The organism is Thalassobacillus sp. B23F22_16 (assembly GCF_043496955.1).
Lineage (GTDB): Bacteria > Bacillota > Bacilli > Bacillales > Halobacillaceae > Thalassobacillus > Thalassobacillus devorans_A.
In genome coordinates, this window is the sequence record NZ_JBIEKD010000027.1 from 1 (window position 1) to 22,733 (window position 22,733).

20 protein-coding genes are annotated in these 22,733 nt (G+C 39.9%); all 20 read right to left on the minus strand.

Going from position 1 to position 22,733, the window contains the following annotated elements:
• Positions 1-178 precede the first annotated feature (178 nt).
• Positions 179-1,237 carry an NUDIX hydrolase gene (locus ACGTNI_RS16805; RefSeq protein WP_394463838.1) on the minus strand — a complete coding sequence of 353 codons (1,059 nt, stop codon included), beginning with the start codon at positions 1,235-1,237 and terminating at the stop codon, positions 179-181.
• Positions 1,238-1,319: 82 nt separating this feature from the next.
• Positions 1,320-3,833, minus strand: coding sequence for a YheC/YheD family protein (locus ACGTNI_RS16810; RefSeq protein ID WP_394463839.1), 2,514 nt, complete (start codon positions 3,831-3,833; stop codon positions 1,320-1,322).
• A gap of 193 nt (positions 3,834-4,026) precedes the next feature.
• On the minus strand, positions 4,027-4,860 hold the full coding sequence (gene hag / locus ACGTNI_RS16815; RefSeq protein ID WP_394463840.1) for a flagellin Hag: 834 nt from the start codon (positions 4,858-4,860) through the stop codon (positions 4,027-4,029).
• Between the two features lie 78 nt (positions 4,861-4,938).
• On the minus strand, positions 4,939-5,109 hold the full coding sequence (locus ACGTNI_RS16820) for a carbon storage regulator (RefSeq protein WP_394463841.1): 171 nt from the start codon (positions 5,107-5,109) through the stop codon (positions 4,939-4,941).
• Positions 5,110-5,256: 147 nt separating this feature from the next.
• Positions 5,257-6,330 (minus strand): S-methyl-5-thioribose-1-phosphate isomerase, encoded by a 1,074-nt coding sequence (gene mtnA / locus ACGTNI_RS16825; protein ID WP_394463842.1) that lies wholly within the window; start codon positions 6,328-6,330, stop codon positions 5,257-5,259.
• Positions 6,331-6,386: 56 nt separating this feature from the next.
• Positions 6,387-6,953, minus strand: a complete 567-nt coding sequence (locus ACGTNI_RS16830) for a class II aldolase/adducin family protein (RefSeq protein WP_394463843.1) — start codon at positions 6,951-6,953, stop codon at positions 6,387-6,389.
• Between the two features lie 35 nt (positions 6,954-6,988).
• Positions 6,989-7,750, minus strand: coding sequence for an MTAP family purine nucleoside phosphorylase (locus tag ACGTNI_RS16835; RefSeq protein WP_394463844.1), 762 nt, complete (start codon positions 7,748-7,750; stop codon positions 6,989-6,991).
• 24 nt (positions 7,751-7,774) lie between these two features.
• Positions 7,775-8,536 carry an MTAP family purine nucleoside phosphorylase gene (locus ACGTNI_RS16840; RefSeq protein WP_394463845.1) on the minus strand — a complete coding sequence of 254 codons (762 nt, stop codon included), beginning with the start codon at positions 8,534-8,536 and terminating at the stop codon, positions 7,775-7,777.
• A 38-nt stretch (positions 8,537-8,574) separates the two neighbouring features.
• A complete protein-coding gene (locus ACGTNI_RS16845; RefSeq protein ID WP_394463846.1) occupies positions 8,575-10,311 on the minus strand; it encodes a dihydroxy-acid dehydratase in 1,737 nt (578 codons plus the stop codon).
• 24 nt (positions 10,312-10,335) lie between these two features.
• Entirely contained in the window at positions 10,336-11,571 is a 1,236-nt protein-coding gene (locus ACGTNI_RS16850) for a nickel pincer cofactor-dependent isomerase, group 22 (RefSeq protein WP_394463847.1), read from the minus strand.
• Between the two features lie 14 nt (positions 11,572-11,585).
• Positions 11,586-13,037 carry an NAD-dependent succinate-semialdehyde dehydrogenase gene (locus ACGTNI_RS16855; RefSeq protein ID WP_394463848.1) on the minus strand — a complete coding sequence of 484 codons (1,452 nt, stop codon included), beginning with the start codon at positions 13,035-13,037 and terminating at the stop codon, positions 11,586-11,588.
• 11 nt (positions 13,038-13,048) lie between these two features.
• On the minus strand, positions 13,049-13,900 hold the full coding sequence (locus tag ACGTNI_RS16860; RefSeq protein ID WP_394463849.1) for a nucleoside phosphorylase: 852 nt from the start codon (positions 13,898-13,900) through the stop codon (positions 13,049-13,051).
• Positions 13,897-14,688, minus strand: a complete 792-nt coding sequence (locus tag ACGTNI_RS16865) for a 2-phosphosulfolactate phosphatase (protein ID WP_394463850.1) — start codon at positions 14,686-14,688, stop codon at positions 13,897-13,899. Before ACGTNI_RS16865 ends, ACGTNI_RS16860 begins: the two co-directional genes overlap by 4 nt.
• Before the next feature lie 17 nt (positions 14,689-14,705).
• The gene (locus ACGTNI_RS16870; RefSeq protein ID WP_394463851.1) at positions 14,706-15,476 is read right to left on the minus strand and encodes an energy-coupling factor transporter transmembrane component T family protein; all 771 of its coding nucleotides are present in this window, start codon (positions 15,474-15,476) and stop codon (positions 14,706-14,708) included.
• On the minus strand, positions 15,473-17,209 hold the full coding sequence (locus tag ACGTNI_RS16875) for an ABC transporter ATP-binding protein (protein ID WP_394463852.1): 1,737 nt from the start codon (positions 17,207-17,209) through the stop codon (positions 15,473-15,475). The genes ACGTNI_RS16870 and ACGTNI_RS16875 overlap by 4 nt, the downstream gene beginning before the upstream one ends.
• Positions 17,187-17,825 carry an ECF transporter S component gene (locus ACGTNI_RS16880; RefSeq protein ID WP_394463853.1) on the minus strand — a complete coding sequence of 213 codons (639 nt, stop codon included), beginning with the start codon at positions 17,823-17,825 and terminating at the stop codon, positions 17,187-17,189. Before ACGTNI_RS16880 ends, ACGTNI_RS16875 begins: the two co-directional genes overlap by 23 nt.
• A 69-nt stretch (positions 17,826-17,894) precedes the next feature.
• Positions 17,895-18,620 (minus strand): GntR family transcriptional regulator, encoded by a 726-nt coding sequence (locus ACGTNI_RS16885; RefSeq protein ID WP_394463854.1) that lies wholly within the window; start codon positions 18,618-18,620, stop codon positions 17,895-17,897.
• Positions 18,621-18,984: 364 nt separating this feature from the next.
• Positions 18,985-20,754 (minus strand): glycoside hydrolase family 3 protein, encoded by a 1,770-nt coding sequence (locus tag ACGTNI_RS16890; protein ID WP_394463855.1) that lies wholly within the window; start codon positions 20,752-20,754, stop codon positions 18,985-18,987.
• A 2-nt stretch (positions 20,755-20,756) separates the two neighbouring features.
• The gene (locus tag ACGTNI_RS16895) at positions 20,757-21,653 is read right to left on the minus strand and encodes an endonuclease/exonuclease/phosphatase family protein (protein ID WP_394463856.1); all 897 of its coding nucleotides are present in this window, start codon (positions 21,651-21,653) and stop codon (positions 20,757-20,759) included.
• 21 nt (positions 21,654-21,674) lie between these two features.
• Positions 21,675-22,592 (minus strand): endonuclease/exonuclease/phosphatase family protein, encoded by a 918-nt coding sequence (locus ACGTNI_RS16900; protein ID WP_394463857.1) that lies wholly within the window; start codon positions 22,590-22,592, stop codon positions 21,675-21,677.
• Between the last annotated feature and the right edge of the window lie 141 nt (positions 22,593-22,733).

Sequence of the window (22,733 nt, forward strand, 5' to 3'; positions counted from 1 at the left end):
GAAAAGGTAAAAACAATAAAATTACAAAAAAAGGGAACGGGGTCTGTTTGTTATCCTCTTCCCTTTTTTGAATTTGAATACCAAAAACAACAGGTAATTTTTACCTTTTATGTCATTATTAAACTATAGCGCAAGGCCAGTGGGACAGGCCCCAAAATTAAAAACTCTACTACAAAATTCATTTAAATGCCTTACTTATTCTCTTATCAACATTTCTGTTAGGAAATTCATAAATTAATGCCCAGTATAAAGCTATTTTCGCAGTTGACCACATTTTCTCGTTCTTAATTACATTAACTATAGAATCAATTGTAAAAGGTTTAAAGATCAACGATGTGATTTCCCATTTTCCTGAAATACCTCTAGTTCTACGCTTAATAATTTCTTCAGAGCTCTCGTTAATATGTATCACACCTAAAATAATCCACTGATAATATTCTTTATCTAATCCAAACCCGAGATATTTTATATTAGATGATTTAATAGTAAGTCCTAATTCTTCTTTTGCTCCTCTAATGGCGGTATTAAATAAATCAGGGCCTTGGCTATAATTATCTTTATCTTGAAAAGGATGCACACCTTCAATAATACTAATGTCCATTTCACCAGGTCGTACCCCACTATCTGGGGAACGTTTAGTTAGTATTACTTGTTTGTCTTTGGTAATAACTACAAGCCCCACCCCAAAAGCATTTGAAAGATATGGAATAGGCTCATTATCTTGATGTGATAATATATATTTTTCTCGTACTGTCTTACCATCTGGAAGTACTGTATCAAGTTGTGAATTTAGTGCTTTAAATGTGTAATAATCGGAGGGTAAAAAAGTAAACATAACCTTCATATCTTCATTTAATTTACTTCTGGTTATTTGAAACCTTTCTAACCCTAACACCGGTCCATTCCAACTAAACTTTTCACCGCGTTTTTCTTTTTCATCTTCCTTGCGGGCAAAATTTTCTTTTAATTTTTTCAAGTCTGGAGGAAGTTTTATCATAGAATTGTTTAATCTAGTTTCTAAATTCTGCTGAGAATATGTCATCTCTCCATCTCCATCATAAACAAGGAATTTGGTTATAAGATTACCTAATGAAAAATAATAAGGATCAATAATCTCTTTACGTTTAACGAATAAGAGTTTAAAACGACGGGTTATTTTTTTCCAAACCTTCTTCAGCGGGTCTTCTAATATCACACCCATCAACAATCCTACTATTCCCCCGATTAATACACTCATTAAATATTGTTCCCTCCTTTTGATAAATTAAAATAAACTCTGGTATTACTAGAATCTAACTCAAAAGTCATGTTAATAGATTTCAAGATTTTAATTTGTCCATCTTCACATTATTTTCAGCTAAATAAACAGCATATGGAATAGCGTGTTTTGCTATTTCAAACTCGCAATTTATGAATCCTGGTTTATTAACATTTACTTCAATCAAGCTCAAATTCAATTCTTGATCAATTGCTAAATCTAAACCAATTTCGCTAAGATGATGATCATAAAAATTTTCAAATTCACACGCAATTTTATGGGATAACTCTTTTATATTATTTCCTAAATCATTAGAGTTATTTCTCCCAAAGTTTCTAGATAAAAACCCTGATATTTCTCCAATATATCCCCCCTTTCGCATTGCTAATATAACTGCATGATAAACTCCCACTCTAGGATAAATATCAACAAAAGACCATTTTCCGCTACCATCTTTCATCATGTGAACTCTTATATCAAAAGGTTGATTATCAATTGTACGGGATTCAATATATTTTTGAGTTAAAAATTCTTCTCTATTTATTATCCCTCCAAGATAATTCATGAGTTTGCTCTCATTTAAATGAAACTCTTTCTCTCCAATGGCTACAAAGTATTCATCTGTCTTAACCTTTTCTACAAAGTGTACACCGTTTGCGAATGAGCCTATTCGAGGCTTTAAAATCACTTTATTATAACGTTCTAAAAAAATAAAAATATCCCTCATTCGAGTAACTTTTTGGTATGGAATTATTGCTTTTTTAAGTCCACTTATAGAACTTAAATTATCATATACTTCTAATTTACTTATCGAATTGCCATAGAAATTATTGGTGAAAGGTATTCCTTCTAAGTCTTCATAAATTCTTTTATACCCATTTATACCTCTTAACCTTAATCTGTCATAAATTACATCTGGGTAATTAACTACCTTTGAATTCCATTTTTTATTTTCGTAGAAGTGTCCTCTTATTAACATTTCATTAAAATCAATATCTTTCGGAGTAAAATAAAAGAAGTTTACGTCCTCAAAATTTGCAACATAAGAACAAGCAATTGTTAGGTTATTGACTTCCTTTTCATCCACTAACATACCAATACTACAACTTTCTCTTAGATTTGCTACAGGTACCCTCGTTTGTCGCGCATTAAATTGCCCTTTAATAAAATCTACTTTATCAAATTCATTTGTAAGGAATAAGCCATTTCTTGCAATATAAACAGCATAAGCTATAGTATTAACAGCTCGTTCATTTTCATGGTACGTTGACTGGGGCCCGTTATTAACTTCATAAAGCCAAAATCGCCCATTACTATCAATAGCTAAATCCAACCCTAACTCACTAAGTGCGAATCCATGTATTTTATCCAGACCCATTGTAAGATCTAGCGCTAGCTTTTGGATATCCTTCTCATATTGCCTGCCTATCCCCCCAAATTCCCTTGCAAATAATGATCCCAGTTCTTCCGTTCTACCCCCTCTGCTAATATTACTAAGTATACTTTTTTTATTACCTATGCGAGCGTATATTTTTGTTAATTTCCACTTACCTTCTCCATCTTTTTGCACATGGGCACGAATATCAAAAGGTTCCTTATCCTTAGTACGAGAGTGTATGTATTGTTGTACCATATAACTATGCTTTTTCTTCAATATTACTTCATATAACCATGAAATGAAATTTTCGTAACTCATAACACTCTTCTTTTTATGCTCAGTAACAGTATAATTGGACTCCTTTTTTTCTACAAAAAATATATTCTGGCCTCGTTTTCCTAAAATAGGTTTAAAAACAGCATGTTTATAGTGATTTAAAAAGTTATGTATAACTGATTCCTCTGTGGCAATTTTAAATGGAACTAATAAATTTACATGTATTCTTGAATCAATTAACTTTTTATACAGGTGGAATTTGTCCCCCACTCCAAATCCAGTAAATGGAACTTCTTTTCTTAATTTCCTTTCAATTTGAGACTGGTAGGCGAGTGGTTTAACGGCGATATTACTTATTACATCAGGGAAAGAGTTTGTTGTTCGGTGCCACTTCCCTAGTTTAAAAACAGAAGCGTTTACTGATTTTTTTTCGAAATCCACATCAGACGAAGAAAAAAACAGCAAATTAACACCTTGTTTCTCTCCCGCTTTTACTAATGCTTTTATTCTTTCTTCTGAATAAACTTCTATAGGATTGCTTTCACAATAATAAATCCCAACTGTCACTTTCTGTCTATGATCAAAATTAGTACTCTCTTTTATTTTCTTTTTTAACGTCATGAAGTGTGGTTTAAGTGAGAATTGTAACACCTCAGAAATTTTAGGAAAGTTTCCTTTTTCCATTAAGCGTGCGATTTTAGTTAATGATTGTTCTATTTTTTCTTTTTCCTTTTTGATTTCTATTAAAGTACTAATTGTTTTATCTATCGTCTCAAACCCCTCAACGATAGAACTAAACATAAAGATACTTTGATTTATTTTTCTTTCTCTAACTAATAAAGAGAAATGATCAATAGCTTCTATAATGGTATTAGTTAATTTGAATCCTTGTGAAAGCTGCTTTTCTTGAGTTGTATGCACTTAAAAGACACCCCTTATCCAGATCCCTTTATTAAATTTAACTGATATTAATACTTAAATAATTATATTGGACTCTAAAGCATGCTAAATATAAACGATTGTTCTCATTTATAATTCCCTACAAAAATTTAATATTTTAAAGAATAAAAGAGGTATCCAAAAGTTGAATACCTCTTTTATTCTTTATTGTATATTAACGTAGTAATTGGAGTACCCCTTGTGGCTGTTGATTAGCTTGAGCAAGCATTGCTTGTGATGCTTGAGAAAGAATAGAGTTTTTGGTTTGTTCCATCATTTCTTTGGCCATGTCGACATCTCGGATGCGAGATTCTGCGGCTGTCAGGTTCTCAGCTTGGTTATCAAGATTTTTAATTGTATGATCTAAACGGTTTTGATTTGCTCCAAGATTAGAACGAGCTGAAGAAACTTCTTTAATAGCACTATCAATAGCTTTTAAATTATCATCTACCTTTGTACTGTCACTGAAGTCTAAAGCCTCACTATCTACTCCTAAACCTTCGGCATCAAAAGCTTCACTCCCAGAAGTCGCAATAGTTATGCTATGATTTTGACTTTCATTTGCTCCTATTTGCAATTGAGCATCGAAATCTCCATCTAGTAACTTCTTCCCGTTAAATTCTGTACGATCCGCTATTCCATCTAATTCAGATTGTAATTCAGTAATCTCATCGTTAATTGCATCCATATCATCGCTCTCAAGAGTTCCCTCATTCCCTGCTTGAACTGCAAGCTCTCGCATTCTTTGAAGAATAGAATGAGTTTCACTTAAAGCACCTTCAGCTGTCTGGATTAGTGATATTCCATCTTGCGCATTTTTAGATGATTGCTCTAACCCACGAATTTGACCACGCATTTTCTCAGAAATTGAAAGCCCTGCTGCATCATCTCCAGCACGATTAATACGCAGACCAGAAGACAACTTTTCCATTGAACTTTGCTGAGCATTGTTCGCTTGACCTAATTGACGTTGCGTGTTTAATGCTGAAATGTTGTGATTAATTCTCATTTCTTATTACCTCCATGTGATTAAAATATTACGAGACACGTCCATTTGCCTCGATCTATAATAACTCTTAGTGAGTTACTACCTAATTTCTCCACGGATAATTTTGTACTCCTTAGGTGCATTAACCCGAAGGCGCAGGTAATTATCCAGCTTTGCATCTGTTTTGACTATTTCAATCTCGATTTCTTTACCGTCTTCGTCGACGATATAAAGTTTTTCGCCTGGTTTTCTTCCTAACGTCAGCGCCATGGCTAATCATCCTCCCTGATGATTCACTCCTTATATCGGACTTGCTTCCTAGTTTGTTAACATATCAATAGAGATTTTTTCTTCATTAAAAAAGCAAGCTTCTTTCCATGGGCTACCCGGAAAGAAGCTTGCCTATAACTGTTTGAATTAAACCAGTGAGTCTTCCTCAGCCATCACTTTTCTCAGATTAGTAGCATAAGGAGCTTGGATGACCCCTCGTTCAGTGATGATACCTTCAATCAATTCATGGGGAGTAATATCAAAAGATGGATATAATGCCTGGGTATCTTCAGGAGCTATTCTAAACTCCTGAATAGAAGTAACTTCCGATGGATTACGATACTCTATCTCTACTTCCGATCCATTCGAAATAGTGTCATCCATTGTATGGCTGGATGTTGCTGTATAAAAAGGAACATCATTGGCTTTAGCTGCCAGAGCATGCATATAAGTTCCAACTTTATTGACTAGGTCACCATTCCTAACAACACGATCTGATCCGACGATCACTTTATCTATCAACCCTTGCTTCATGCAGTGGCCAGACATGTTATCAGATAAGAGGGTGTGAGGAATGCCAAATTCCTTTAATTCATATGCGGTAATTCTAGCACCTTGCAGGTAAGGTCGTGTCTCGGATACATAAACGTGAATATTTTTCCCTTGTTCATGTGCTTTTCTAATCACTGATAAAGCGCGTCCTCCATATCCCGATCCTGCTAAAGCTCCCGAATGACAATGAGTTAAAATGGAATCTCCATCTCCAATCAATTCCGCACCATACTCTCCCAGTCGGTGTTCAAACGATAACTGTCGCTTTAGAATTTCGATCGTTTTCATTTCTACCTCTTGGATAAGGTCTATTCCATGCCCATTCATCTGCTCTAAGATCTCATCGATGGTATGCACAAGATTAACTGCAGTAGGACGCGTTTGTTTCAGTAATTCTCCAGCTCTCGTTACAAACTTCTTATCACCACCTGAATGGATGGCAGCTAAATACAGTCCCCAAGCCCCACACGTACCTAAAGCTCCCGATCCTCTAATCACCATATCTTTGATAGCACTAGCCAGTTCCTCCACATTTTGAATGGCTATCGCTACTTTGGTATTAGGAAGTTTCTTTTGATTGACAACGTAAAGTTTCTCTTCTTGGAGCCAAATAGGCAAGAGAAGATTTTGTTCCTGAAATTCATTTACTAACTCGTGTAACTTTTCCATCCTTTCCTCTCCTTCTCAGGGGCTGGTAGTTAAAGACTTCGTTGATTTCAATTGATTCAAAATGAAACCTGCTTGGCAGTATCCTCCACGAGAGTAGCGATATTATAGGCCGCTTCTAAACTTTCCCCTACTGTACAAATCCCATGTTCAGCCATCAGACAGCTGTTAATATCCAAATAATTACGAAAGACTCCAGTGACATTGTCAGCTAATTCCTGTGATCCAGAAGCAGCAACTCCAGCCACCGGCACTTGCCCTAATATCTTACGCGCAGTAACCGTCGGTAAAGGAAGCTCTTCGCCGAGACTGGCATAAGCGATAGAATAATTTGGGTGACAATGTACAACTGCCTGTATATCCGGTCTAATATGATAAATACCTAAATGAAACCGATATTCTTTGGAAGGTTTACCGTTCCCTTCAAGCAGGTTTCCATCCATCGATAATAGAATCATATCTTCTGGGGTTACTTCCCCCAGGCTAATTCCGGAGCGTTTGATCAAGATAGCATTCCTATCGGGCACACGAACACTAATATTTCCTCCTGTCGCCTGGGTTAGTCCGCGATCGTATACTTTATGAGAAATATAAGAAAGTTCCTTTTTCAGCAGCCTCTCACTCATTGGAAAACACCCCCTCCTAAATTGACGTAAGCTTGTTATTTAGCAACAACGGCACGTTCGTAAGCATCCCTGCAAGAACAACTTTTTCTATCATGGGCATGAGTAATTGCCTCAAGCATTAATTCTTTGACTACCTCACTTTTACTTTGACTGACTTCCTTGTGTGCTTTTAAGGAAGGCTTTTTCTCGGTCACTCCTGGTGCCATATTTGTCGCAAGTGTCACTACTGCATAACAAATCCCCAATTCTCTTGCCAGGGAAGCTTCCGTTGCATTAGTCATACCAACAACGTCCATGCCCCACTTTGCAAACAGCTCCACTTCGGCTTTTGTTTCATAGCGTGGTCCATCAACACACATCAGCTTGGTTCCTTCTCGTAGAGGTTCTTGAATGGATTCGGCCGCCTTGATGTAAGTGTCTTGTAATTCTGGGCAAAATGGTTCGGTAATGTCTACAGAATACTTCCCATACGTTTTTATACGGGTCGTAAAGTCAAAAAACTGATCTAATAGCGACAGACTTCCTTCATGAATTTCCGGATTAATGGCACCAACTGCAGAGAAAGCTAATACTCGCTCTATACCTAATTCTTTCAAAGCCAGCATGTTCGCACGGTAATTGACAAAAGGCGCCAAAGTATCATGATGTTTGCCATGTCGCGGCAGGAAAAATACCTCTTTTTCTTCATATGTCGTTTGGAATAAAGTAACATTTCCAAATTCCGTATGGACGTTTTGTTCTTTCATATCATTAAATAAATGATAAAAACCTGTCCCGCCAATAATTCCGATTTTCATCTTATCTTCCTCCCTTTGGATTCCCTACGCCTCTACGAAAGACTTATAAGAGTTATCACAGCGACATGCTTTTCGTTCATCAATTTTGGTTAAAGTCTGCAAGATTAAGCGTTTCATTTTTTCCTTATTCTGCTCAGCTACTTTTTTGTGGGTGGCCAGATCCGGAGGAGTCTCCGCCGTACCTGTAGCCAAATCTGTAGATAGCGTCACTACTGAAAAACACAATCCCAATTCTCTCGCCAGTACAGCTTCCGTTGTGTTGGTCATACCAACCACATCCATTCCCCACTGGGCAAATAGCTGCAACTCACTCCTGGTCTCATATATCGGTCCATCAACCCCGACGAGCTTAACGTCTTTATGCATTGGCAAATCAAGGTCATTGGCAGCCTCTAAAAAGCTGTCTTGCAGATCAGGACAAAATGGTTCTGTCATATCAGCTGAAAACTCTCCGTACGTTTTATCCCTCCTTCTTGTCATGTCCACAAACTGGTCTAATAAAGATACCCCGCCTACGGGTATAGCTGGATTAAGAGACCCGACTGCAGATACTGCAATCACACGTTCTACTTTGATTTGTTGGAGGGCTTTCATGTTCGCTTTGTAACTCACGTGAGGTGCTAACACTCCGTGTTTAGTACCGTGCCTTGGCAAAAAGAATACTTCTTGTCCTTCATAACCTCCCCGAAATAAAACGACATCACCGAACTCCGTCTTTACTGTTTGTTCTTCCAACGTATCAAAAAGATCATAAAAACCAGTACCTCCAATTAAGCCGACTTTCATGTGCTTTTTTCCTCCCCTCCTGTATTCTTTTTGTAAATTTACCTATTCGACTGTTTTGCAGCCAAAGTTGGCTCTTTTTGATCCAGTTCATCACTTTCTGGTAACAAGAAATCAAAATCACAGCCTTCATTTGCCTGCAGTACATGTTGGCGATAAAGGCTTGGGTATCCACGTTTGTAATCCGTGAATACAGGTGGAGTCCACTCCTTTTGTCTTTGTATTAACTCTTCCTCTGAAACGAGTAATTCCAGCTTCCGCTCAGAAACATCGAGCTCAATCCAGTCTCCATTTTTTATTAAACCAATAGGACCACCCACAGCAGCTTCAGGAGCTACGTGCAATAAGACGGTCCCGAATGCTGTTCCACTCATTCTACAATCGGATAATCTCACCATATCGCGCACACCTTGCTTCAGTAACTTGTCAGGTATAGGTATCATACCTGCTTCCGGCATACCAGGCGCTCCCACAGGACCGGCGTTTTGCAGTACAAGTACACTGTCGGCACTTACCTCCAAGTCAGGATCGTTCAACCGTTCTTCCATATCCCTCAAAGAAGTGAATACCACCGCTTTCCCTTTATGTTTCAATAAATGTTCAGATGCTGCTTTAGGTTTTATAATAGCTCCGTCTGGTGCCAAGTTACCTTTAACGACGGCTATTCCGCCCTCCTTATGTAGGGGCGATGATAAGGGGCGGATGACATCCCGATATTCTTCCTCTATTTGGATATCAAATAAATTTTCTTTCATTGACTTACCTGTAACTGTCAAATTATTCAGGTGTAATAATGAAGAAAGTTCCTTTAATACCGCTGGCATGCCACCTGCATAATAAAGGTCTTGCATTTGGTATTTTCCAGCTGGTCTAAGATTTGCCAAAAAAGGAGTGGTACGACTATGTTCCTCAAAATCTTGCATACCAATAGTTATCCCTAGCCTTCTGGCTATAGCTATCAAATGAATGACAGCATTTGTCGAACCCCCTATTGCCATTAAAGTTTTAATTGCATTTTCAAATGCTTCCCTGTTCATAATGTCAGAGGGGCGGATATTTTTTTCTACAAGGCTGACGATTGCTTTTCCAGTCTCCTGGGCTTGATGCAAGCGTGCATTCTCTGTTGCTGGAGTAGCTGCTCCGCCGGGAAGCATCATACCGAGAGCTTCCGAACAGGCTGCAATCGTACTTGCCGATCCCATCACCATACAATGGCCTGCTGTAGGTGCCAAACGTTCATTGATTTGATCGATTTCTTCTTCATCAACAGTACCTGCCTTGTATTCCTGCCAGTAAAAACGACAGTCGGAACAGGCCCCAAGTGTCTTCCCTTTATACTCACCATTATTCATCGGTCCTCCTGTAAAAAGGATCGCCGGCTTGTCCGCACTGGCTGCCCCCATCAATTGCGCAGGCGCCATCTTGTCACAGCCCCCGATAAGAACCACTCCGTCAATAGGTTGCGCATTAATCATTTCCTCCGTATCAATGGCTACTAAATTTCGATATAGCATGGTGGTTGGGCTTGTAAACATCTCTCCAACAGAAATTGTTGGGAATTCAAGCGGTGTGCCTCCTGCCATAATGACTCCCCGCTTGATCGCTTCAATAATCGGCTTGATATGACTATGACAACGGTTAATTTCACTATAAGTATTACAAATTCCAATAACCGGCTTTTCAAAATCTTCTAAACTATGACCTAAATGACGCTTAAAAGCTCGTTGGATAAAATCACTAAATCCTGCGTCACCATATGATGTTTGGGATTTGTTCATCCGTGATCACCTTCCTGTATTAAGTTAGAGATTTATTTCCCCTTTATCGCTAAACGTAAGGGCTTTAGGTGGAGAAATTATCTCTACTTGGCCTGTTGCCTCTTGTAAGAGGTTTTCAGTAAGATAGAGTTCTTCAAGATTTAAAGTATTCTCTATAAGTGCTATGCGTATTTGTGATGAATCATCGACAGCTAAACTTTCAATAGCTGTATATATGACATCTTTTTCTGTTTCCATTACCATCGGTATCATTGCCCGTTGCACGTAAGTACTAGTGAGACAATTTAAATATGTTTTTTTCTTATCTATTTTCAGGTACAGTCGTTCTGTAGTGAAATCTGCCAAACCGATTCCTGTAGCATTACCATGAGAAGCTTCATGTAAATCCAATACTGCAACCCTACGATAAGAAGGAGTTTCCGGTTCAGGAACACCAAATATCTTTGTACGGCCTAAAACGTTCGTATCCATCCCTGTGCCGCTATAATTTTTACCCATTACTTTGACTACTAATAGATCCAATTCTTCCATTGGTACTTGAGGGAAATATTCTTTAGCTTTAAGCAGCATCTCCCTTTCCCTAAGCATAATGTCCTCTGGCTTAAGTACTTCAAGCAAAGCAGTATCATCGAAACTATTTTCCACTATAGCGATGCCAGCAAGTACTTTACCAGTGTTCAGGAAACTTGTTCCGACTTCCTGTACGGTTTGTGACATGTTAGGGGGGCCTTGCCTATGTAACTGGTTAGCTCCTTTAGATTTCCCGAGACCCACTGTTATCATTTTCAATAAGCCACTTTCATTCATCCCTCGGAAAGCGGTGTGTAATTTCACCCGGTTAATCACAATAATCCCATCTGAATGCCAAGCGTATTCGTCACAGTAAAGTTTAAACCCATTTCGGGTTTCCCCTACTTCAATGGCTTTAGAAGAAGTGCGGATTGGACAGCCAATCGTTTTCTCATTAAAACCCAGGCTATGAAGGACGTCCAATTGACCTTCTTCTGTACCTCCTCCATGACTGCCCATGGCCCCAATGATGAATGGTTTTGCCCCAAGTTCTTTTAAGTATTCTACTAACGTCTTTACAATTAATACACGGTTAGTAATTCCCCTGCTTCCTACGGTGATAGCAATGGAAGCAGAGGGTTTTATTTCAGGTAAGCGTTGCTTTAATTCTTGTGTCAAGTGCGACTTAATATCTTCGATTTTTTCATTCTTAAAGCGTTGCTTGACTTTGACCATTCTAGGTAGTTCCATGTTCAAACTCCTTATTATTTCTTGTCAGCTACAGCAACGGATACATATTTCATTTCCAAGAATTCTCTTATACCTTCATGTCCGCCTTCCTTGCCTAAACCTGACTGCTTGATTCCCCCAAATGGTGCTTCAGCCGTGCCAGGAAAGACGTCGTTAATGCCAATAATGCCATATTCCAGTTTTTCCATAACCGTAATCGCTTTGTCCAGGTCTTTCGTAAATAGGAAAGCCGCCAATCCGTAATCTGTATTATTAGCAGCTGCAACAGCTTCCTCTTCATGATTAAACACTTGGACAGGTACTACTGGACCAAATGTTTCTTGAGACATAATTTTCATCTCATCTGTAACATTTGCCAGAATAGTAGGTTCATAGAAATAGCCACCAGGACCTTCCCACTGTTTTCCTCCTGTTTTCACTTCGGCCCCTTTAGAGGTAGCATCCTGTACTTGATCTTTGACTTTTGCCAGTCCTTCTTCATTGATTAAAGGCCCGACATCAACAGTTTCTTCTGATCCTGCACCAATTTGAAGCGCTTTCACCTTTTGTTCTAACTTGTTTACAAACTGTTCTTTCACATTGGAATGTACATAAATTCGGTTCGTGCAGATACAAGTTTGTCCACAGTTTCTGTATTTACTCGCAATCGCCTGGTCCACGGCTAAATCCAGATCGGCATCTTCAAACACAAGTAATGGAGCGTGACCTCCTAATTCTAAAGACAATTTTTTAACGGTCTTTGCTGCTCCTTCCATCAATAGCTTCCCTACTCTTGTAGACCCGGTAAAAGTAACTAGACGAACGGTAGAACTTTCCATAATCTCATTACCAATTTTCTCCGGGTCACCTGCTACGAGGTTTAACACTCCCTTAGGAAGACCAACTTCTTCAAAAATTTTAACAATTTCAATGGCACTAAGCGGTGTTTGTTCCGCGGGTTTTAATACCACCGTACACCCTGCTGCAAGTGCTGGGGCTACCTTTCTTGTAACCATTGCTGCAGGGAAATTCCAAGGAGTAATGGCCGCAACTACACCCACAGGTTTTGGCACCACCCAGAGACGTTTATTCTTTTTAGAAGCTGGTATCATTTCACCATAAACCCGATTTGCTTCTTCTGCGTACCAAAGCAGGAAGCTGGCAGCAAACTCTATTTCACCACGAGCCTCATTCAATGGCTTACCCTGCTCCTCCGTCAATAGAGAAGCAAGTTTTTCCTTACGCTCCAGCATAAGATTGTAAGCTTTATATAAATAAGTGGAACGTTCTCTTGCTGTTTTTTCCGCCCATTCCGTGAATGCCTGATCCGCTGCTTGAATAGCTTTCTTTGTTTCTATGTCACTTCCTGAAGGAATTTCCGTAATTTTTTCTCTAGTGGCCGGGTTCAAAACTTCGATCCACGAATCACTTTCTGAACCCACCCAATCTCCGTTGATAAACATTCCTTTTGTCGTATCGACAATCATGCTATCCACTCCTATTGATTGATTTCTTCTTTACTTGCAATTGATGGGAACCAATAATCTTTTTTCCTATCTTTTTTAAGCTGATCCCATTCAGCTAATATTTGCACTGCCAGATTAGCTACCCTAATACTTTTCTCGACACCACCATAGGTAAATTCATCTCTAATTCTATTAGCAACTACTGTACAAACCGAACCAGCCCGCAGACCATACAAACCTGCAAGTGTGAAGATTGTAGCTGCTTCCATTTCAAAATTCATAACACCTGCTTTATTCAAATCTTCTACCTTATCTTTGAAAAAAGATTGCTCATACCCTCTTAACCCTGTTCTCCCTTGTCCGCAATACCAGGATGCTGTGGAACAGGAAACTCCTACATGGTAGGTGTAGCCTAAGCGTTCGGCGGCTTCTACTAGTGCTGCTGTGGCTTCATAATGAGCACTCGCCGGATAACGATCATCAACATAATACTGACTGGTCCCGTCATGTCTTACAGCTCCTGATGAAATGATAATATCTCCAGGGGAAATATGCTCCTGAATAGCAGCTGTCGTACCTACTCGAAGAAATGTATCTCCACCTAAAGCTGCAAGTTCTTCGAACGCGCTAGCTGTTGAGCCACCACCTGCTCCGGTAGAACAAGCTGAAATTCCTACATCGCCTACTTTTCCACTGAACGTACGATGCTCACGATAGTTAGCAATCTTTACAGGCTCATTCCATTCTTCTGCAATCATATCTACACGGTCAGGATCTCCAGGGAGCAATACGTACTTTTCAATGTCTCCTTCTTTACAACGGATATGATATTGTAGTCCTTCATCCATTACAGGTTTTGATGCATTCGATTTCCAATTTGTCATTTTACAATCACCTCATTAATATTTTTAACTACCAGATTCCCTTCTACTGTAAAGCTAAGTAAAGGGGCTAGTGTGGAAGAATTTTGTGCAGCACACAGATTGATATCTTCCTGACACTTAATATTACGCATTGTTTCTCCACTCCCTGAGTCTTCGAATGCTGCGATTGTGTTGGGATAAGTGGTTAATAAGTGCTTGCTGATTTTAGCTGAGTCTTTCAGATTTGGTACAAGATTGATAGATTCTGCTGCTTTCTTTCCATATTCTAGCAAAACTCCGGCAGTATAAGTATCATCTAATGCAGCTATTTGACCATTTTCTCTTCCTGCACACACGATGGTGACACTGCTATCTAGTTCCGCGGCCATTTTCACGGCCTTGTCCATTACAGCTTCAGCATTTCTCAAGGAACCTACCAGGACTTGCTGGATGCCTGAATTCCAAAGTTTGATTCCTGCCAACGTACCATTGGTAGTCTTAAGTAATACTCTTTTACCTTTCACATCTGTCTCATTTATTGAAATTAAGGAGGGGCTGAAGTGAGCGTGCTTAGAGACATTTCCATAACTATCTTCTGCACAAACCAATGTTTGATCGGCTTCCGATTTACTCAGGGACTCCCTTGCTCTGGTTTCATCATCCGTCAGCATAATTTCTGAACAGCCCTTATCTAACATAGTGACCATCGCTGTTGTTGCTCTCAATACATCAACAAGCACACATATCTGTGAAGTGTTTGCTTTAATGTCTTTAGGCATAAACGCTACTTCAAACTTCAATTCACCCATCGCATTAACTCCCCCTTTCAAATTATTTTTTCAACAATTAGATAAACCGTTGTTAAACACCATACCACTCCGAACATGACTCCTTTAGACGTATATGAGACTCTCCGGATATAAGTTCGGTCACGGTATGCTCCATATCCTTTTGCTTCCATAGTATTAGCGGTGACACGGACTCTTCTCACCGCGCCCATCAATAGAGGAAGGGTAAACCTTTTCATATTTTCAGCCTTGTTTTTCAAGCCTTTCTGTTTCCCGACCCCACGGATGGTCTGGGCTGCCTCTATGACTCTAGCTTCTTGCTCTAATGTGGGAACAAAACGAAGGGCAACAAATATGGAATACGCATAGCGATAGGGTACTCTAAGTTTTTGTGTTAAAGAGTTGACGATATCTCTTGGGTCGCTGGTCGCAACGAAAATGAGGGAAGTTGTAAATATGGTGAGTATTCTTAAGGTGATAGCTAACGCAAAATCCACTGATTCGGAGTATATATTTATCGGGCCAATAGTAAAAAGAACAGTCTCCCCTGGTACCAGTAGAACCTGGAGAATGAAAAAGCCGATACTGAACAACAACATGATCCATATTCCACGTATGACAAAGCGGATACTCAACCTGGCAAGAATCAAAGCTGTACTGAACACGATAGTGAACAGAACTAACTGGGGAATTGCTGTTTCATATAAAAACACGAGAATAGAGATACAAACCATCCAAATAAGCTTTGTGACCGGGTCGAGAGAATGCATGAATGATTTTTTTTCATGGAATTGAAAGGCTAAGCTCATAAGACTTGTTTCATCCTCCCTTCGGTTTGCAGAAACTGATCAATAGTGATAACAGCTTCTTCATGAGAATTAACAGAAAGCTGTTTAGCTAATTGAGAGATAGGGGGCTCAATCAGGGAAGCTTTTCTAAGAACGTCCTCGTTCATAAACAACTTCTTAACATCCCCCTCATAGATCAGTTCACCTTGGTGCATGACAAGCGCTGAATCCGCCCACTTACAAACCAACCGGATATCATGAGTAATCATGATTACGGTTTTCCCCTGTTTTTGCAAATCCTTACACAACTCCAGAAGTCGAGTAGCACTTGCATAGTCTTGGCCTGTTGTAGGCTCATCCAAAATCACTACATCTTGACCAAGTATGAGAGAAGCAACAACACTTAATCGACGCTTTTCGCCTCCACTTAGCATAAATGGGTGTTTATCCTTCTGATCAATTAGATTGATTTGCTTTAAAGCCTGTATTCCTTGTTCGACTATTTCGTTAGGTAATTCTTCATCATTCCCGACCCCATGCTTTACTCGCAGGCTGTAGATAGTCTCTTCAAAGACATTATCTGAAACAAATTGATGCTCAGGGTTTTGAAATACATAAGCAATATCATCCGTCATAGATAGCAGCTCTCGCTGGTATGTATCCTCCCCCTTAAGAAAAACCTTTCCCTTCGGCGGCTTGATAATTCCCATTAAATGCTTGACAAGCGTGGTTTTTCCGGACCCATTCGTCCCTAAAATGGTAACGAAATCGCCCTTTTTGATAGAAAAACTTACATCCTTTAATGCATGTGTACCGTTAGGATAATAATAGCTTAAGTCTTTTACTGATATAGCATCTGGTTGTCTTTCGGTTAAATTATTGACGGAGAATGGTGGTTTTTTTATCTCCCACTTGCCTTGTAGTTCCTTTACGGCCTCTGCTACTGAAATGGGGAAGCGGTTTAATTTCATTCCGTTGTTTTTTAATTCAACCGCTAGCTCTGATATTTCAGGGACCCACACTCCCATTTCTGCCAGGACATCAATGGAGGTTTCTAAAATTTCCTGGGGGGTTCCTTGTTTCACAATTTTCCCTTCATCCATGACTAGCACCCGATCAACAAGATGCATGATATCGTCAATTTTGTTTTCTACAACCACAATCGTATGACCATATTCCTTATGGAGCACCTGCATGAGATCAAATATATCCTTGGTTGCCTGAGGATCTAAATTCGCTGTGGCATTATCTAAAACCAATGTGCTTGGTTCCATAGACAATACAGAAGCAATCCCAACTTTTTGTTTCTGTCCTCCAGATAATTCAAAAACCTTTCTGTTCTCAAATCCTTGCATGCCTACTTTTTCAAGACAATCGGCGATACGTTTACGAATTTCATCGGGCTCAACCTTCAAATTTTCAGGGGCGAATGCCACTTCATCTTCAACATAAATGTTGCAAAGCTGAGCATCTGGGTCTTGAAAAACAAGCCCCATGCTTGTAGATAAATCTTTTAAATCAAGTTGAAGCACATCCTTGTCTTCGACTATGATTTCTCCTCCAATACGACCTTCCATGACATTCGGAATAATGCCATTGAATGTTTGACATAAAGTGCTCTTTCCACAACCACTCGGCCCAACTATCAGCACGAATTCACCCTCATATATTTCTAAGGATAAATCTTCTAAAACCGGTTCTGTTTCATCTTCATAAATATAAGTTACATTTTTAAGCTGAATGGTCGGCTTCATCCTTATTCACCTCTTTCTGCCGCTGTTTATGAATATTGAAGCCTTTTAATATGTTTGTACGGACTAACACATCACCTATTATCTTGCTTAACCAGCCAGACAGGACAACACCACTTAGACAACGGACTGCAAATGCAATCAGAAGAATGGTGATTCCCCATTTGTAATAACCGAACCAAAATGCTGCAATAATAAACCATAAAGGGACAGCAAGAAAACCGGCTACTGCTGTACTCAACCAATCCCAACGCTTATAACGGAATAACGCGTAACCTAGTTCAACTCCTAATCCATCAGTGGTTGCCGCTACTATTGCAACTAGCCCATTAGGGTTTCCAGAGATGATCTGAACAACTCCAGCTAATGTCAAGGTGAAAAATGCGACTCCCGGCTTTCGAATTATATAAGCAGCTAACACCCCTGAAATACTGTAAAGACCTAAAGTGATGGAAGTCAGGATTGGTCCGCCTATAGCTGTAAGCAGTTGATTCAGCATAGCTATATAGGTTAGCGCGACCCCATTAACGATAGCTAAAATGGCAATAAGTACAATGTCCACTGTTGTAAGCCCTTTCATTTTTCTGCTGTTAGAAACTGCTTTTACTACTGTGCTCATTCATTTTCCTCCTTTTTTTAAAGTTTATTAAACGCAGGAACACTAAGGTAGTAATAGAACAGAAAACTTTCACCCCCTTTTCCTGATAACATTGAATTCAAACTTATCGCTTAAATAAAAACTGTCCGAGTATAGGACAGGAACCCCATTATTTGAATAGTGCGTCTGTTTAAGTAGTAATAATGCACTTTGTTCTTTAAGCTGCAATTTTGATGCTATCTTGTCATCACTGATCACTGCTTTTATAGAACAAACAGAGAATGAAATTTCCATTCCAAACTTGTCGAGAAACTTCAATAAAGATTCATAATACTGCTCCTCGTATTCGTGTTCCATACCATTTACATATGGGATATAGTCTTCTACATATACAACCGGTGTTGTATCAGCAGTACGGACCCTTTCAATATAGAAGACTTCTCCCCCTTTTTCCTCTAATGAAAGCTGTTTACCAACTCTATGTGGAGCAGTTTGCACTTCAGAAAAAACATTCATCGTTCCTGGAATATATCCTTGTGCTTTAATGATGTTGGTAGAACTCTCTAATGTAGTAATATTAGTCTTCAGACTATTTTTTGATCCAATCACAAAAGTTCCTACACCTTGTTTACTGAACAAGAAACCTTCCTGCTCTAATGTTCTAATTGCCTCCCGAATGGTATTTCTGCTTACTCCCAGTTTTTCTGAAAGTTTTTGTTCAGATGGTATTTTTTCCATGGGCTCCAAATTGTCATTAATCAAATCGAAAATCATATCTCTTGCTTGCAGATATAGACTTCTGTTGGCTAACTTCATCATCAACCGCTCCTTTTTCTATCTTGTAGGACGTACCATGATGGTCGTCCTACAAGTTATGTTTGTAATTTTCGCACAATTCTATCAATTGTGTCAATAGTTTTTAGAAAATTACTTAATAAATACATGAGTAACTAAAGATTGCATTAACTTTTAAAGTGATTCAGTTAATATTTGGAATAGGCAGCATGGGAAATAGCGCTTAGTTTAAGCTCATTTTAGTCAACAATTTTTGTGTGAAGGCCGAGGTTTTTTAATATAGCATTGACTATCTGAGCAAATTCCCAATAAGTACGTTAAGTTTATCTGTATTTTTAATAATAAAAAATGCTGTTCCCTTTTAGGAACAGCATTTCACCTCAAATTAATAAGATAGTCCGTAACCGTATTCGTAGAGTTTTGGAATAGTAACTGGAAGTTTACCTGTGGGGTTGACTTCACCGGTCAACACTTTCGCAAGCGCCTCAACTGAGATATCGCGGAATCCGTATGTTAACACGTTCGCATCAACTTCAGGGAAAGCCATGATGTCATATGGGTTTCGCATCGAAGCAACAACAACTTCTTTCTCTGCTGCTTTCAACTCACCCACCAATTGTTGCTGAGTTGAGTTAGTATTAGCGGTATAAGCCGTAACAATTACTGTGTCCGCATCAGCAGCCTGCTCGACTGCATTAGCTATTTGGCTGGCAGTAGGACTTGTCCCAGTGGCATAGGAACCAGCAATTATGCCCCGCTCACCTAACAGATCAGCAAGCAAACCAGGGTTTCCTATGGATGGCCCTGTCACGAACACTTCACTTTCTGAATCAAGTGGTAGTACGGCATCATTCTTCACAAGTGTAATGCTCTCCTCTGTCATTTGCTCAGCAAGCTCTAAGTTCTCTTCTAATCCGATATTTTCAATTGCCTCCGGAGATACTTCTGCTTCATGGAAAAGTCCTCGCTTGAACTTTGTCTCCAAAATTCGAAAAACTGATTCATCTACGCGTTTTTCAGAAATTTCTCCGCTCTTGACCGCTTCTATCATCGCGTCATAGGCGAGCGGAACATTCGGTGGGTTCAGCAAAATGTCTGCCCCTGCTTTGAATGCTTCAACTGGAACGCGATCGGCTGGTACGACATTCGCTCCTGACATACCAAGACTATCCGTAATGATGACGCCATCAAATCCTATTTCTCCTCTAAGCAAATCAGTCAATATTGGCTTCGATAAGGTAGCAGGTAATCCTGAATCATCTAAAGCTGGAACAACAATATGCGCAGGCATGATGGCGTCAATTCCGGCATCAATCGCAGCTTTAAATGGCTTTAGGTCTACTTCATGTAAAGTCTCTAAATCATGATTGATGATCGGCAGTCCATAGTGAGAGTCAACATTGGTATCGCCGTGACCTGGGAAATGTTTGGCTGTCGCCATTACGTTCTCGTTTTGGTAACCTTCGACTTGGGCAGCTCCCATGTCAGCAACCAGATCAGGATTTTCCGAATAAGAACGGACACCGATGACCGGGTTCTCCGGATTCACATTAACATCGAGTACAGGAGCAAGGTCCATATTGATCCCCAGGCTTATCAGTTCCATGCCCATGATTTCTGACGATTGACGGGCATAATCCGTCGACCTCGTTGCACCGAGAGCCATGTTTCCAGGAAAAACGGTAGCCGGTTCCGTCACCCGAGCGACAACACCGCCTTCCTGGTCCGTTGCAATCATCAGTGGGATTGGCATCCGCTGATCCATTGCGATTTCCTGTAACCCATTCGATAAGGCATTGACTTGCTCAAAATCAATTGGTGTGCCGATATTGGCGGTCCAGTTAAAATAGATAACACCACCGATATGGTATTGCTCAATCATTTCTTTGAAGTTTTTCACGCCGCGGTTTTGCTTTAAATTCGTATCTTCATAGTTTGGGTCCGTCGGCGTTTCACCATATACATGGACCATGAACAGCTGACCGATTTTTTCTTCCATCGTCATATGCTGTATTTTACTTTGAATCCAGCCTTTTCTCGCTTCCTCATCATCCCAGCCCGGCTTTGTTGAGTCATCCCAAGATGCGTGGGCGTAACTTGGAAGCATCATAGCAAATGCTAACAGGACCATAAAAATTTTATGAAGTTTTCTCACGATTAATCATTCCCTTCGATAATATGGCCGTTCTCTCCGCGATTCAGAGCCAAGTCTGCTACCACCGGCAAATGATCAGAGGCTAACGTATCGATAACTTCTGCATCCTGTACTTCAATCGATTCGGAAGCAAAAATGTAATCAATACGTTTACTAGGTGCCAACGCTGAAAACGTGTAACCAAGTTCATCACTTACTGCGCTCCACGCATCGGTGAAGCGGTCAAACAGTGGCGACAGTTCCGGTGCTTCCGGCGTAGCGTTCATATCGCCAAGCAATACCTTTTCGCCAGCCTGTTCATCAAAAATATTCAGCATGTCATCGACTTGCATGATTCTTACTGTCGGGTCTCCTCGGTAGTCCAGGTGGGTGGAATAAAAAGGAACAAGGGCACCTTTTACATTGATGATGGCTTCTGCAAATCCTGGGGCCAGGGCAGGTTCTGGGGTGGTATTTTGTGTGGAAAGTCTGGTGATGTCGTGGTTGGTGGCTTTTATAATCGGATACTTGCTTAATATGGCTACGCCGAATTGTCTGCGCGGCTCGCCTTCAACAAGCGGATCCATATCGTAGATCGGTGCGAAAAATGAATGCATGTCCAACCGGTCAGCTAAATCAGCAAGGATGTCATCATTATTGCTCCTCGCTCCCCAATGGACATCGACTTCCTGAAGGGCAATGACTTCAGCACCGGAATCCTTGATTACTTGGGCAATCCTTTCGGTGTCATAGACTCCATCCGAGCCTGCGCCGGCTGCAATATTGTAGCTCATGACTCGTACATCCACTTTTTCGCCTGATCCTTCTTCAGCTGATGCAAAGGTATCCGGGAAAACCGTCATTCCGATCATTAATACTGATGCGAGTGCAACGAAAACCATTTTAGATAGCAACTTCAAAACACCTTCTCCCTCCATTATTTAATTGCCGTTATCATATGGCACTTCTCTATCAAGCATGAAACGAGCCATAATCGGCATGTGATCGGATGCACTAGTTTCTATTAAACCAGCATTCTCCACCTTCAAATCTTTATCGGAAAAAATGTAATCGATACGCTTCGTCGGCTCCGTCTCTTCTCCTGTTATAGGGTCAACATAGCGGGTTGGGTAGGTATAGGTGTCATCCATACCTAATTCTGCAAATACATCAGCGAAAACGTCTGTTATTTGCTGGATTTCTTCATCCCATGGGTTTGCATTGAAATCACCGACGATTACACTTTTCTTATCACTTTTTGCTATGATAGATTTGATTTCTTCTATATTTAACAACCTCTCTTCCTTTTTAAGTCCTAAGTGGGTATTGAAAAAATGCAGCTGACTTCCCTTCACATTGATGACTGTTTCTAGTAAACCGCGCTGCTCATTATGCCCACCAGGTTCAATGATTTGGGTAAGCAAATGATTCTCCGAGTCGAGGATCGGATACTTACTCAAAACGGCTGTGCCATATTGACGACGTGGATTTCCTTCTTCCGCAGGATCCAGATCCAAATTAGCGCCATAGACATAATGCATGTCCAGATATTCAGCAAGCCACTTAGCCTGGTCCTCCAGATTGCTTCGCTCCGACCAATGCCGATCCACTTCCTGTAACCCGATAATGTCAGCTCCTGAATCTTTGATTACATCCCCTACTCGCTGCAAATCCAGGACATCATCCATCCCTTCGCCGTGGGCAATATTATAAGACATGATATCCACTTGGATTTGTTCTCCCTTACCAGAGTTATTCTCATCCGCTACAACCCCTGCAGGGTTATAGAACCATACGGAAACCGTAACGAATACCAGCAACAGAAAAGCCGGGACTTTAAATCTACTTATAGATAACATTCTTCCTCTCCTTTCTATATTTTTCTAATATTCTAACAATAAAAAGTATAGAGGTTTATACAACTATATACCTCAATCTATCCTTCAAAACTACTAAAACCATTCTTTTAACAAACGAGGTATATTCTGGTTAAATAGAGA